Source organism: Streptomyces sp. PA03-5A, assembly GCF_033792725.1.
Lineage (GTDB): Bacteria > Actinomycetota > Actinomycetes > Streptomycetales > Streptomycetaceae > Actinacidiphila.
The window spans coordinates 17319-30458 of record NZ_JARAVL010000066.1 but is presented as its reverse complement, the minus strand read 5'-3'; the positions used below and the strand labels follow the sequence as shown (position 1 = coordinate 30458).

Below are 13140 nucleotides of genomic sequence, written 5' to 3'. Positions count from 1 at the left end.
GCGGCTGCTGCTGGAGCTGAGCCGCGGCGCCCGGGCGCGCGCGTGGGCCGCGGCGCGCTGGCGTGCCCTGACGGCGGCGCTGTGCGGGCTGCTGGTGGTGCTCGTGCTCACCCCGCCGGTGCGGGCCGCGGTCGCGGACTGGTTCGGCTTCGGCGGCGTCGTCGTGCACCGGGACCCCTCCGCCCGCCCGAGCACGGGCGCCCCGCCACCGGTGCGGGGGGACGCGCCGCTGGACGGGGCGTACGTGCCGGCCGAGCTGGGCGAGCCGGACGGGGTGTCGGTGGTCGACGGGGGGCGGGTGCTGTCGATGAGCTGGCGGGTGGACGGACGCACGGTACGGCTCGACCAGTTCCGGGCCACGATCGACGTGGTCTTCCTCAAGACGGTCGGCGACGCGGTCGAATGGGTCGATCTGGGCCCCGGGAACGACTACGGGGTGTGGTTCGCCGAGCCCCACTACGTCCGGCTCGTCGACCCCGACGGCGGTGCCCGCCGCGAGCCTCCCCGGACGGCCGGACCCACCCTCGTCTGGCAGCGCGGGCAGACGACGCTGCGCCTGGAGGGCGTCCCGGACCTGGCACGCGCGGTCACCGTCGCGAAGTCCGCCCGGCCGCGTTAGGGCCTCCTCCGCGTGCCTCGTCCCGGTCCCCTTCCCCGGACGGGAACCTGGCGGGCCCGGGCGGTGTAACAGGGGGAGGAACGAGCGAGAGGGGGACCGGATGCGGATCAGAAGGATCGTCAGCTGGGCCGGAGTCACCGTCACGGCGCTCGCCGCCGTGGTCGGCGGTTCGGGCCCGGCGGCCGCGGGCGGGCCGACCAGCGTGATGCTGGTCGCTCCGGGCAGCGGCAAGGCCGCGGGCATCTACGCCAGTTCACCCGACTACCAGGAACTGGACCAGTCCATCGGGGACGGCCCGAAGGAGGACCCGCCGGACTCGCTGTCGGACGTGATGAACGACCACCACCGCCAGGTCACCGTGACGTGGCTGATCCACGACGTGTCGGTCTGGAAGGTGGACTACGTGTACCCGGACGGTCCCGGCGGTGCCTGGGTCCACACCCGCACGGTGACCGACACGGGTCTGCCGGAGCAGGGTGTGTGGCGCAAGGCGGCTCAGCCGGAGGAGCTCGACCGCCTGCTCGGCCGGCTTGGCCTCATGGGGTCCGACAAGGGTCTCGGCGTCAGCGCCCCGGACTACCCGCTCGGCCCGGACGGCGCCACGACCGTCCAGGAGACCGCGGCGGCCGCGCCGGATGACCCCGCCACCGCCGCGCAGGCCACGGCGGCCGGGGACGGCGGCGGACCGGACGGCTGGTGGCTGTCCCTGCCCGGGCTCGGCGTCGGCCTGCTCGTCGGTGGCGCCGGCACCTTCCTCGTCCTGCGCCGGATATCCCGGCACACACCCGAGGAGGGGCCCCGCCAGGAGCTCGTCGACGCCTGACGCGACGGGGGTGCGGGCCACGCCGGCACGCACCCCGCGCGGGCGGCGGGTCAGCTCAGGTCGATCCCGGGGTAGAGCGGGAAGCCGGCCAGCAGGTCCGCCGCGCGCTGCGCGATCTCGTCGGAGACCTTCGCGTCCAGCACGTGCTGCGCCTTGGAGGGCTTCCCGGCCGAGGTGACGCCCGCCGTCGTGGCCGTGAGCACCCGGTCGATCAGCCCGGCGATCTCGTCCATCTCCCCCGTGCCGAGGCCGCGCGTGGTGAGCGCGGGGGTGCCGATGCGGATGCCGGAGGTGTACCAGGCCCCGTTGGGGTCCTGGGGGATGGAGTTGCGGTTGGTGACGATGCCCGAGTCCAGCAGTGCGGCCTCGGCCTGCCGGCCGGTGATCCCGTAGGAGGACGCGACGTCGATCAGGACGAGGTGGTTGTCCGTGCCGCCGGTCACCAGCGTGGCACCGCGCCGCAGCAGCCCCTCGGCCAGGGCCCGGGAGTTGTCCACGATGCGCTGCGCGTAGCTGTGGAATTCGGGGCGGCGGGCCTCCGCCAGGGCCACCGCCTTGGCGGCCATCACGTGCGGCAGCGGGCCGCCGAGCACCATGGGGCAACCGCGGTCGACCTGCTCGGCGAGCGAGGAGTCGCACAGCACCATGCCCCCGCGCGGGCCGCGCAACGACTTGTGCGTGGTGGTGGTGACGATCTGCGCGTGCGGCACGGGGTCGAAGTCACCGGTGAGGACCTTGCCGGCGACCAGGCCCGCGAAGTGCGCCATGTCGACCATCAGCGTGGCGCCCACCTCGTCGGCGATCTCCCGCATGATCCGGAAGTTCACCAGCCGCGGGTAGGCCGAATAGCCCGCCACGATGATCAGCGGCCGGAACTCGCGGGCGGTCTTGCGCAGGGCCTCGTAGTCCAGCAGCCCCGTGGCGGGGTCGGTGCCGTAGCTGCGCTGGTCGAACATCTTTCCCGAGATGTTGGGCCGGAAGCCGTGCGTGAGGTGTCCGCCCGCGTCCAGGGACATGCCGAGCATGCGCTGGTCGCCGAGCTCGTGGCGCAGCCGCGCCCAGTCCTCCTCGCCCAGGTCGTTGACCTGGCGGGCCCCGGCCCGCTCCAGCGCGGGCGCCTCGACCCGGGCGGCGAGCACGGCCCAGAAGGCGACGAGGTTGGCGTCGATGCCGGAGTGCGGCTGGGCGTAGGCGTGCTGGGCGCCGAACACCTCGCGCGCGTGCTCGGCGGCGAGCGCCTCGACGGTGTCGACGTTGCGGCAGCCGGCGTAGAAGCGGCGGCCGACCGTGCCCTCGGCGTACTTGTCGCTGAACCAGTTGCCCATGGTCAGCAGCACGGCCGGGGAGGCGTAGTTCTCACTGGCGATGAGCTTGAGCGAGGCACGCTGGTCCTCGATCTCCTGGCCGATGGCATCGGCCACGCGCGGCTCGACGCCCCTGATCACCTCAAGGGCACTGCGGAAGGCGGTGGATTCGGTGGAACCACTCGTCATGTCAGACCTCCTGCTGCACGGCACGGCATACGGGACGGCCCAGGCGCACGGCACACAGTTCACGGGCCGCTCCCCGATGGTCAATCCCATCCCAGCGCGCCAGTCACGACCCGTGGCCAGCCTAGCAACGCCCGTGGGGAAGCCGCCCGGCGCGAGGTTTCTTCGCATCCGGGACGAGCGACGATAGAAAGGGGCCCCACCGGGCCCCAGCGCCACAACTCCCGACGTACCACGAACGGAGCATTCACGTGTCGACCGCCGCCGAGCACATCGCCGCCACCGAGGCGCACAGCGCCCACAACTACCACCCCCTCCCGGTCGTCGTCGCCTCCGCCGAAGGCGCCTGGGTGACGGACGTCGAGGGCCGCCGCTACCTCGACATGCTCGCCGGCTACTCGGCGCTGAACTTCGGGCACCGCAACGCCCGTCTCATCGAGGCCGCCAAGGCCCAGCTCGACCGTGTGACGCTCACCTCGCGGGCGTTCCACCACGACCGCTTCGCGCGCTTCTGCACCGAGCTGGCCGACCTGTGCGGCATGGAGATGGTGCTGCCGATGAACACCGGTGCGGAGGCCGTCGAGACGGCGGTGAAGACGGCCCGCAAGTGGGGCTACCGGGTCAAGGGCGTACCGGACGGCCAGGCCAAGATCGTCGTCGCCGCGGACAACTTCCACGGGCGGACGACCACCATCATCAGCTTCTCCACCGACCCCGAGGCCCGCGCGGACTTCGGCCCGTACACCCCCGGCTTCGAGGTCGTCCCGTACGGCGACCTGGCCGCGCTGGAGGCGGCGCTGGACGACCGCACCGTGGCCGTGCTGATGGAGCCCATCCAGGGCGAGGCGGGGGTCCTGGTGCCGCCCGCCGGGTACTGGGCGGGCGTGCGCCGGCTCACCGAGGAGCGCGGGATCCTCTTCATCGCCGACGAGATCCAGTCGGGACTGGGCCGGACGGGCCGGACCTTCGCGTCGGAGCACGAGGGCGTCGTCCCGGACATGTACGTGCTGGGCAAGGCGCTCGGCGGTGGCGTCGTCCCCGTCTCGGCGGTCGTGTCCTCCGCGGAGGTGCTCGGGGTCTACCGGCCCGGCGAGCACGGCTCCACCTTCGGCGGCAACCCGCTGGCCTGCGCGGTGGCCCTGGAGGTCCTCGCGATGCTGCGCACCGGCGAGTACCAGCAGCGGGCCACCGAACTCGGCGACCACCTTCACCACGAGCTGGCACTGCTGACCGGCAGCGGCGCCGTCACGAAGGTCCGCGGCCGCGGTCTGTGGGCGGGCGTGGACATCGCCCCGGAGCACGGCACCGGCCGGCAGGTCTCCGAACGGCTCCTGGAGCGGGGTGTCCTGGTCAAGGACACCCACGGCTCCACGATCCGGCTCGCGCCGCCGCTGGTGATCTCCAAGGAGGACCTGGACTGGGGTCTCGACCAGTTGCGGGCCGTGCTGTCGGCCTGAGCCCCGGGAACCGGGTCCGGGTCCGGGTCCGGCCAGGGGTGTGCCCCGGCGGTCAGACGCCGTCGGGGCGGACCGCCGGGGACATCCGCGTCGTCACGCCGATGCGGTTCCAGGCGTTGATGGTGACGCACATGGCGATCAGCCGGGCCAGTTCCTCCTCGTCGAAGACCCGGGCGGCCTCGTCGTAGACCTCGTCCGGGACGCCACGCTCCCCGAGCCGGGTCACCGCCTCGCTCAGCGCCAGCGCGGCACGCTCACGCACGGTGAAGAACGGGGTCTCCCACCACACGGTGAGGCCGTTGAGCTTCTGCTCGGTCAGCCCGAGCTTGCGGGCGTCGTTCAGGTGCTGGTCCACGCAGTACGCACAGCCGTTGAGCTGCGAGGCACGGGCCTTGACCAGTTCCTTGATCACGGGGTCCAGGCCGCTGGCCGCCGCCGCGTCCAGCGCGATCATCGCCTTGTAGAAGTCGGGGGCGGCCTTGCCGAGCACCATGCGCGGCGCGTGGGCGGGCACCAGGTCGTCCGGGCCGAGGTCGGACGGAGCGCCGGCGGAAGTCGTGATCATCGTCATGCGACCCAACGTAGTGACAAGGTGGCCTCGGCCCGTGGTCCACTTGGAGGGTGAACGATTGGGCCATTTCAGGGGTCGACCTCCATCTGGACCTCGCCGGCGGCACCGGTGCGCGCGCCGGGCTCGAGGACGCGCTGCGTGAGGCCGTGCGCGACGGCAGGCTCTCCCCCGGCACCCGGCTGCCGTCCTCCCGGACGCTCGCCAAGGACCTGGGCGTCGCCCGCAACACCGTCGCCGACGCCTACGGGCAGCTGGTGGCCGAGGGCTGGCTGACCGCCCGCCAGGGCTCCGGCACACGCGTCGGCGACGGCTGGCGCGCGGCCGCCCCGCGCCGCGGCGGCCACGCCCGCGCCACCGCACCGCAAACGGAGGGCACCGCGGACCCCGCCGGCACCCCGGAGCCGGCCGGACCGCCGCAACCCCGGGAACAGGTCCCGTACGACCTGCGACCCGGCTCGCCCGACCTCGGCTCGTTCCCCCGCGCCGCGTGGTCCGCCGCCGCGCGCCGCGCCCTGGCGGCCGCGCCCAACGAGGCCCTCGGCTACACCGACCCGCGCGGCCGCCCCGAACTGCGCGAGGCCCTCGCGGCGTACCTGGGCCGGGTGCGCGGCGTGCGCACCACCGCGGAGCTCGTGGTGGTGTGCACGGGCTTCGTCCAGGCCGCCGGGCTGATCGGCCGTGCCCTGCGAACCCGGGGGGCCCGCAGCGTCGCCGTCGAGGCGCTCGGCTACCCACACACCCTGCGCATCGTGCGGAGGGCGGGGCTCACCACCGTCCCGCTGCCCGTCGACGACGACGGGGCGCAGGTCTCCCTCCTCGACGCCGGCGTCGACGCCGCGCTGCTCACGCCCGCGCACCAGTTCCCGTACGGCGCCCCGCTCTCCCCCGCGCGGCGCACGGCCGCGGTGGCCTGGGCCCGCGCCACCGGCGGCCTCGTCGTCGAGGACGACTACGACGGGGAGTTCCGCTACGACCGGCAGCCGGTCGGCGCCCTGCAGGGGCTCGCGCCCGAGCACGTCGTCTACGCCGGAACCGCCAGCAAGAGCCTCGCCCCCGGGCTGCGGCTGGCCTGGCTCGCCCTGCCGCCCGCCCTCGTGGAACCCGTACTCGCCGAGAAGGTCCTCGCCGACCACCAGTCCCCCGTGCTCGACCAGCTGACCCTCGCCGAACTCATCGTCTCCGGCGGCTACGACCGCCACGTGCGCCGGATGCGGCTGCACTACCGCCGCCGCCGCGACCGCCTCGTCACCGCGCTCGCCGCCCGCGCCCCCGCCGTGCGGGTGTCGGGCATCGCCGCCGGCCTCCACGCCGTACTGCGGCTGCCGCCCGGCACCTCGGCCGACGCGCTGGTCGCACGGGCGCGCGAGCACGGCCTCGGCCTGCAGAGCATCACCGACTTCGGCGGCACGGAGGACGACGCGATCGTCGTCGGCTACGGCGCACCGCCCGAGCACGCCTTCTCCGGCTGCCTGGAGGTCCTGTGCGCGCTGCTCGCCGCGCACACCGGCTGAGCACACGGAACGGCCCTCCGCCGCGCCCGTGCGGGGCGCGGCGGAGGGCCGTTCGTGGGACTCGGCGTCCCGGACTCAGATGAGGCCGAGGCCGCGGACCGCGTCGCGCTCCTCCTCGAGCTCCTTGACCGAGGCGTCGATGCGCGCACGGGAGAACTCGTTGATGTCCAGGCCCTGGACGATCTCGAACCTGCCGTCCTTCGCGGTCACCGGGAAGGAGGAGATGAGGCCCTCCGGCACGCCGTAGGAACCGTCGGAGACGACACCGGCGGAGGTCCAGTCACCCTCGGCGGTGCCGTTGGTCCAGGTGAAGACGTGGTCGATCGCGGCGTTGGCGGCCGACGCGGCGGAGGACGCGCCACGGGCCGCGATGATCGCCGCACCGCGCTTGGCGACGGTGGGGATGAATTCCTCGGCCAGCCACTTCTCGTCGTTGACGGTCTCGGCGGCGTTCTTGCCTGCGACCTCGGCGTGGAAGATGTCCGGGTACTGCGTGGCGGAGTGGTTGCCCCAGATGGTGAGGCGGCGGATCTCGCTCACCGGCACGCCGGTCCTCTTCGACAGCTGCGAGATGGCGCGGTTGTGGTCCAGGCGGGTCATCGCGGTGAAGCGGTCGGCCGGGACGTCCGGGGCCGAGGACTGCGCGATGAGCGCATTGGTGTTCGCCGGGTTGCCGACGACGAGGACGCGGATGTCGTCCGCGGCGTGGTCGTTGATGGCCTTGCCCTGCGGGCCGAAGATGCCGCCGTTGGCCTCCAGCAGGTCCCCGCGCTCCATGCCGGCGGTGCGGGGGCGGGCGCCGACGAGCAGGCCCACGTTGGTGCCGTCGAAGGCGACGTTCGGGTCGTCGGAGATGTCGATGCCCTGGAGCAGCGGGAACGCGCAGTCGTCCAGCTCCATCGCGGTGCCCTCGGCGGCCTTGAGCGCCGGGGTGATCTCCAGCAGCCGCAGCTTCACCGGGACATCGGGGCCGAGCAGGTGGCCGGAGGCGATGCGGAAGAGCAGCGCGTAGCCGATCTGGCCGGCCGCTCCGGTTACGGTGACGTTGACGGGAGTGCGAGTCATTGCCTTCTCCTGGCCTTCTCCTGCTGGATCCCTTGCCGCCCCGGCAGCGTCCCTTGCCCCGGAACGGGGATCTCTCGGCGTCAAGAGACCCACGCCAGGCTATACCCGTGCCGTCGTGGCGGCTGCCACCCCCAGTGTGGCCCCGGTCACCGCCCCCGCGCAGCGGGGCCGGCCCGGACGCCGCACGGCCCGCGGGGCCGGCGGCGGTCGTCAGCCCGGCGGGGGTGTGGCGCAGCCGTGGGGGCCGGTGGTGAGGGTGGCGCAGGCGCGGGCGGCGCCGGGGGTGCGGACGGCGAGCATCGGCGTGTACGCCGCGGGGTCCTGGCCGATGCGACTGCGCTGGGAGCGGCGGGCCCCGCCGGCCTCAGTGACGCTGACCGTGTCGCCGGTGGCCCCGGCGGAGATGCGGGCCCAGGCGGCCGCACAGACCCGGCTGTAGCGCATCTCGACGTACGCGCCGCCCACCCAGGCCGCCGCGGCCGTACGGGCGTTGCCGCCGCCGCACCCCATGCCCTCCGGGTCCTTGCCGGTGCAGTCCTGGCCGGTGCACTTCACGCCCGCGGGCAGTCCGGCCGCCCGGGCGGTCGGGGACGGGCCGGGCCGCGCGCGGTCGTCCCCTCCCTCGCCGCCGGTCAGGAAGGTGGCGCCGACCACCGCCAGCACGACGGCCACGGCGCCCACCACGAAGAGCACGACCGGATGGCGCCGTACCGCGGAAGCGGAGGGAGAAGCAGAACCAGAAGGAGCATCAGAAGCAGAAGTGGACGCGGGAGCAGAAGCGAAAGGGGCCGGAGCCGGACCCGGGGCCGGGCCGAACTCCCCGAGCGCGGCGCGGGCCTCGGCGATCCGGAGCGCCTCCATCGTGACGTCGTGTCGGCCCTCGGCACGGCTCCAGACCCGCTCCGTGACCTCCCACATCGTGGTGAAGTGCGCCGGGTCGGCCCCCGTCGCCTCCGCGAGGGCGACCACGGCGTAACGGGGCGGCAGCAGCCGGCCGTTGAGGTACCGCTCCCACGAACTCCTGCTGTAGCCGGTCGCCTCGGCGAGGGCCGCGACGCTCAGGCCGCCGCGGTCGACCTGGCGCCGCAGTTGCTCGGTGAACTCCCGTACCCGCGGGTCCAGGTCATCGGCCAGTGGCCGCCAGCGGGCCATCTCCCGTTCCCCCTCTTGCTGTTGCCGTTCTGTCCCGGAAGGCTACCGTTGGAGATGCTTGGGGCGGCCCGTCCGGTTGCGCCCGTCATCCGATGCAGATGCCCAGGATGATCAGGCCCAGGCAGAGCCCCTTGCCGGAGCTGCGGCTCGGGGAGGGGGAGGGCGCCGCCGCCGGGGCGCTCGTCGCGGGCGGCGGTGCCTGGGTGGTGGGGGCGCCGCCACCGGGTGCCGCCGTCGTCGTCCCGCCCGTGACGGGCGGCGTGTGCGGGCCCTTGCCCGGGGCGGAGGACACCCCGCCGGTCTCCGCCACCTGCGCCGCGGGCGTGCCGCCGTCGGGGGACATGGCGCCCGCGGTACGGGAGGCCCGCGCGTCCGTCGCCTGCGCCGGGGGGACCGACCCGGGCCAGGAGGTGACGGCGGACCCGGCGGAGCCCGTGGCGGAGGGCGCGGGACCGGCCGGCACGCTGGCCGTGGGGCGGGCAGCCAGCGGCGCATCGGCCCGCCCCGTCCCGTCGGTGGCCACCCCGCTCGCCACGAGCAGCGCGAACACCCCGCCCAGCACCAGCCCGCCCGCGACCGTCAGCAGGGCCTTGCGCCGTCGCCGCAGGGCGTGCCGGGGCATCCCCTCGACGGGGGCCAGCGGGTCGAGCGGGTCGGCGTACGGGAAGCCCTTCATGGTGTCGGTGACCCCGCGGTCGGCGAGCTCCCACAGAGCGATCAGCCGGTCGTAGTCGGCGCCGCTGAGCTGGCCCAGCACCTCGACCGCGTCACGCGGCGGGATCCGCACGCCGTTGAGGTACTGCTCCCAGGCCCCGGTGCTGCTCGCCGTGTGCGCGGCGAGCGCCGGGACGCTCAATCCGCTGCGGTCCTTCATCCGGCGCAGGTGCACGGCGAGACGGCGCGCGCCACCGTCCAGTGTCTCGGGCAATGGCTCCCAGCGTGCCACCACGCACCCCCCGGCTCCGTCGGTCAACCCACGGTAGCGACGCACATACGCTCGATGCATGAAATCCGGAGAATCCTCATGCTCCCCGCGGGGTGACGAGTCCGGTCTCGTAGGCGAGGACGACCGCTTGGGCGCGGCTGCCGAGGTCGAGCTTGGACATCGTGCGGTTGAGGTGGGTCTTGACCGTCGCCTCGCTGATGAAGAGCAGGTCGGCGATCTCCGGGTTCGACAGGCCACGGGCGATCAGCCGCAGCACCTCCAGTTCCCGCGCGGTCAGCGCCGCCAGTTCGGCGGGCGGGGCGCGGTCCGCGCCGACGGGCGGGGCACCGGGGCGGGGCGGCGCGTAGGCCTCGATCAGCCGCCGCGTGACGCTGGGGGCGAAGAGGGTGTCCCCTCCGGCGACGGCGTGGACGGCGGCGATCAGCCGTTCGGGGCCGGCGTCCTTGAGCAGGAACCCGGAGGCCCCGGCGCGCAGCGCGGTGTAGACGTACTCGTCGAGGTCGAAGGTGGTGAGGACGAGGATCCGCGGCGGCGGGTCCGTCGCGGCGGCCAGGATGCGCTCGGTGGCGACGACCCCGCTGATCCCCGGCATCCGGATGTCCATGAGGATCACGTCGGGCGCGGTCCGCGCCGCGCGCTCCACGGCCTCCTCGCCGTCGCCCGCCTCCCCGACCACCTCGACGCCGGGCGCGGCGTGCAGCAGCGCGACGAGGCCGGCCCGGATCAGGAACTGGTCGTCGACGACGAGCACCCTGGTCATACGCCCGATGCGTCCCCTCGCCGCTCTGTCCCCCGCGCGGACGTGGGGAGCACGAGCCGTACCTCGAAGCCCTCGCCGAGCGGGCCGATGTCCACCGTCCCGCCGTAGAGCCTGGCGCGCTCCCGCATGCCGATCAACCCGTGGCCCGTTCCCGCGACGATTGTGGCCGGATCGGATCGGCCCGGTGGCGCTCCCGAACCGCTGCCCGGGCCGGTGCCGCCGTCGGTGCCGGTGCCGTCGTCGGTGACGGTCACCGTCAGGTGGTGCGGCTCGTAGGCGACCAGGACCCGGGCCCGCGCGAGGGGGGCGTGCTTGAGCACGTTGGTCAGCGCCTCCTGCACCACCCGGTACGCGCACAGGCCGACACCGGGGGCGACGGGCCGCGGTTCGCCCTCGATCCGCAGCTCGACGGCGAGGCCGGCCGCCCGCACCCGCTCGATCATCTCGCCCAGCCGGGTCACCGAGGGCATCGGATCGTACGAGGCCCAGCCCTCCTCCGGTTCGCCCGGCCCGGCGCGGAGCACCTTGAGCATGCGGCGCATCTCCTGGAGCGCCTCGCGGGTGGTGTCGGAGATGGTGTCGAGCGCGCCGCGGGCGGTCTCTGGGGAGGTGCGGAAGACGTACGCGGCCATGCCCGCCTGCACCGAGATCACCGACATGTGGTGGGCGACCACGTCGTGCAGCTCGCGGGCGATCCGCGCCTGCTCCTGCGCCACCGCCTCCCGGGCCCGGTCCTGCTGCTCGGTGCGCAGCTGCTCGGTGAGCCGGGCCAGCCGCTCCTCGCGCTTGCCCGACACCCGGGCGGACCGCCCGAAACGGCACATCACCAGGGGGAACACCACGGCCTGGGCGGCCACCGTGGCCATCGAGCTCTGCGCCGCCGTCAGCCCGGCGTACACCCAGACCGCGCCGGTCAGCGCTGCGCACGCCAGCCCGGTGCGGACCGGGCGCAGGGCCGCGACGGTGTAGAGCGCGAGCAGCGGAGCCATGGAGTTGACGACCGGCCAGTACCCGGCGGCGACGTACAGCGTCCAGGCGGCGCAGACGAAGACGCAGACACCGGCCGGCGCCCAGCGGCGCACCGCGACGGGCAGGTTGACCAGGGCGGTCAGCGCGTAGCCGAACAGGTCCAGCCGTATCCAGCCCCCGGGCGGCCGTTCGTGCCCCAGCAGCATGCTGGCGGCGGTGAAACCCACCGCCAGCAGGACGTCGACCAGCCCCTTTTTCCCCACGGGCGCAGCGTAGGCCCCGGCCGTACGGGTGTGCGTCAGTCCCCTGCCCTACCGCGGAAGTTGTACGTCCCCTTCCCAAAGGTCAAACCGGCACGGGACGACCTCCCGGCACCGCCGGCCGTAGCGTCGTCGCCGGGGGCCAGAGGGGGGCGCCCCAACACGACGGTGCCCCGTCCTCCGACGGGGGGAGGACGGGGTACCCGGTCGTGCGGGTGCCGCGCGGCGCCGGAGTTCCGGCTCAGACGGACATGCGCTTGCGCAGGTTCTCGTCGACGGCGGCGAGGAACCGCTCGGTCGTCAGCCACGGCTGCTCCGGGCCGACCAGCACCGCCAGGTCCTGGGTCAGCTGGCCGGCCTCGACGACCTCCAGGCAGGCGTTCTCCAGCGTCCCGGCGAACCGGGCGAGTTCGGGGGTGTCGTCCAGCCGGGCGCGGTGGGCGAGGCCGCGGCTCCACGCGAAGACCATGGCGATGGGGTTGGTCGAGGCCGGCCGGCCCGCCTGATGCCTGCGGTAGTGGCGGGTGACCGTGCCGTGCGCCGCCTCCGACAGCACGGTCCTGCCGTCGGAGGTCATGAGGACCGAGGTCATCAGCCCCGCCGAGCCGACACCCCGGGTGAGGACCCCGGACAGGATGTCGCCGTCGTAGTTCTTGCACGCCCAGACGTAGCCGCCGGCGCCCTTCAGGGCCGAGGCCGCCATGTCGTCGACCTGGCGGTGCTCGTAGCCCAGGCCCGACGCCTCGAACTCGCGCCGGAACTCGCCGTCGAAGACCTCCTGGAAGAGGTCCTTGAAGCGGCCGTCGTACTTCCTGAGCACCGTGTTCTTCGTGGACAGGTAGACGGGGAGCCCGCGCGCCAGCCCGTAGCGGAAGGCCGCGCGCGCGAACTCGCGGATCGAGTCGTCCAGGTTGACCATGCCGAGCGCCACACCGGCGCCCGGAAAGTGGTGGACCTCCAGCTCGACCGGGTCGGAGCCGTCGGCCGGGGTGAAGCTCAGGGCGAGGGTGCCCGCGCCGGGGATCCGCAGCTCGGTGGCCCGGTACTGGTCGCCGAAGGCGTGCCGGGCGATCACCACGGGACGGGTCCCGCCGGGCACGGCCCTCGGCACGTTCCGCAGGACGACGGGTTCGCGGAAGATCCCGCCGCCGAGGCGGTCACGGATGGTGGCGTTCGGGGAGCGGTACATCCCCTTGAGGCCGAACTCCGCGACCCGCGCCTCGTCGGGCGTGATGGTGGCGCACTTCACGCCGACGCCGTGCCTGCCGACCGCTTCCGCCGCTTCCGCCGTCACCCGGTCGTGGGTGGCGTCCCGGTGCTCGATGCCCAGGTCGAAGCGGACCAGTTCGATGTCGAGGTACGGCAGGACCAGCTCGTCCCTGATGAACCGCCAGATGATCCGCGCCATCTCGTCGCCGTCGAGCTCGACGACCGGGTTCCTTGCCTTGATCTTGGCCATGGGAGTCGTTCTCCCTCTCACGCCGGTGACGTGTGCCCGGGGTGCACGTCGTACGTCA

Annotated in this window: 12 protein-coding genes and 1 riboswitch; of the genes, 4 read left to right on the top strand and 8 right to left on the bottom strand. The window is 74.0% G+C overall.

Annotated elements, in window-relative coordinates; genetic code table 11:
• Both PV410_RS43125 and PV410_RS43120 read left to right on the top strand, forming a co-directional pair.
• Positions 1–619 (top strand): hypothetical protein (locus PV410_RS43125; RefSeq protein WP_500332147.1); only part of this gene is annotated, 619 nt, incomplete at its 5' end.
• A 100-nt stretch (positions 620–719) separates the two neighbouring features.
• Entirely contained in the window at positions 720–1442 is a 723-nt protein-coding gene (locus tag PV410_RS43120; protein WP_500332146.1) for a hypothetical protein, read from the top strand.
• A 50-nt stretch (positions 1443–1492) separates the two neighbouring features.
• Here the strand turns inward: PV410_RS43120 and PV410_RS43115 are convergent, their stop codons facing one another.
• Positions 1493–2935, bottom strand: a complete 1443-nt coding sequence (locus PV410_RS43115) for a glycine hydroxymethyltransferase (RefSeq protein ID WP_500332145.1) — start codon at positions 2933–2935, stop codon at positions 1493–1495.
• A gap of 30 nt (positions 2936–2965) precedes the next feature.
• Positions 2966–3052, bottom strand: a riboswitch (ZMP/ZTP riboswitch).
• Between the two features lie 131 nt (positions 3053–3183).
• Between PV410_RS43115 and rocD the strand changes: the two genes are divergently transcribed.
• On the top strand, positions 3184–4389 hold the full coding sequence (gene rocD / locus PV410_RS43110) for an ornithine--oxo-acid transaminase (protein WP_500332144.1): 1206 nt from the start codon (positions 3184–3186) through the stop codon (positions 4387–4389).
• Positions 4390–4441: 52 nt separating this feature from the next.
• Here the strand turns inward: rocD and PV410_RS43105 are convergent, their stop codons facing one another.
• Positions 4442–4960 (bottom strand): carboxymuconolactone decarboxylase family protein, encoded by a 519-nt coding sequence (locus tag PV410_RS43105; RefSeq protein WP_500332143.1) that lies wholly within the window; start codon positions 4958–4960, stop codon positions 4442–4444.
• Positions 4961–5010: 50 nt separating this feature from the next.
• On the opposite strand from PV410_RS43105, the gene pdxR reads away from it, so the two are divergent.
• Positions 5011–6471, top strand: a complete 1461-nt coding sequence (gene pdxR / locus PV410_RS43100; protein ID WP_500332142.1) for a MocR-like pyridoxine biosynthesis transcription factor PdxR — start codon at positions 5011–5013, stop codon at positions 6469–6471.
• Between the two features lie 75 nt (positions 6472–6546).
• Here pdxR and PV410_RS43095 read toward each other — a convergent pair whose 3' ends face one another.
• From PV410_RS43095 to PV410_RS43070, 6 genes are all read right to left on the bottom strand, one after another.
• Positions 6547–7536: a malate dehydrogenase gene (locus PV410_RS43095; RefSeq protein ID WP_500332141.1), complete on the bottom strand. Its 990-nt coding sequence runs from the start codon at positions 7534–7536 to the stop codon at positions 6547–6549.
• A gap of 210 nt (positions 7537–7746) precedes the next feature.
• On the bottom strand, positions 7747–8688 hold the full coding sequence (locus PV410_RS43090; RefSeq protein WP_500332140.1) for a helix-turn-helix domain-containing protein: 942 nt from the start codon (positions 8686–8688) through the stop codon (positions 7747–7749).
• Positions 8689–8773: 85 nt separating this feature from the next.
• Positions 8774–9616 (bottom strand): helix-turn-helix domain-containing protein, encoded by an 843-nt coding sequence (locus PV410_RS43085; protein WP_500332139.1) that lies wholly within the window; start codon positions 9614–9616, stop codon positions 8774–8776.
• Between the two features lie 94 nt (positions 9617–9710).
• Complete coding sequence (locus tag PV410_RS43080) at positions 9711–10394, bottom strand: response regulator (protein ID WP_500332138.1); 684 nt, start codon at positions 10392–10394, stop codon at positions 9711–9713.
• Positions 10391–11626, bottom strand: a complete 1236-nt coding sequence (locus tag PV410_RS43075; RefSeq protein WP_500332137.1) for a sensor histidine kinase — start codon at positions 11624–11626, stop codon at positions 10391–10393. The genes PV410_RS43080 and PV410_RS43075 overlap by 4 nt, the downstream gene beginning before the upstream one ends.
• 238 nt (positions 11627–11864) lie before the next feature.
• Complete coding sequence (locus tag PV410_RS43070) at positions 11865–13082, bottom strand: NADP-dependent isocitrate dehydrogenase (protein WP_500332136.1); 1218 nt, start codon at positions 13080–13082, stop codon at positions 11865–11867.
• Positions 13083–13140 lie beyond the last annotated feature (58 nt).

Bases quoted from the DNA above. Each gene is read 5' to 3' on its own strand.
- PV410_RS43115 (WP_500332145.1), bottom strand. From the start codon at position 2,935: ATGACGAGTGGTTCCACCGAATCCACCGCCTTCCGCAGTGCCCTTGAG.
- PV410_RS43105 (WP_500332143.1), bottom strand. From the start codon at position 4,960: ATGACGATGATCACGACTTCCGCCGGCGCTCCGTCCGACCTCGGCCCG.
- PV410_RS43080 (WP_500332138.1), bottom strand. From the start codon at position 10,394: ATGACCAGGGTGCTCGTCGTCGACGACCAGTTCCTGATCCGGGCCGGC.
- PV410_RS43070 (WP_500332136.1), bottom strand. From the start codon at position 13,082: ATGGCCAAGATCAAGGCAAGGAACCCGGTCGTCGAGCTCGACGGCGAC.
- PV410_RS43090 (WP_500332140.1), bottom strand. From the start codon at position 8,688: ATGGCCCGCTGGCGGCCACTGGCCGATGACCTGGACCCGCGGGTACGG.
- PV410_RS43095 (WP_500332141.1), bottom strand. From the start codon at position 7,536: ATGACTCGCACTCCCGTCAACGTCACCGTAACCGGAGCGGCCGGCCAG.
- PV410_RS43120 (WP_500332146.1), top strand. From the start codon at position 720: ATGCGGATCAGAAGGATCGTCAGCTGGGCCGGAGTCACCGTCACGGCG.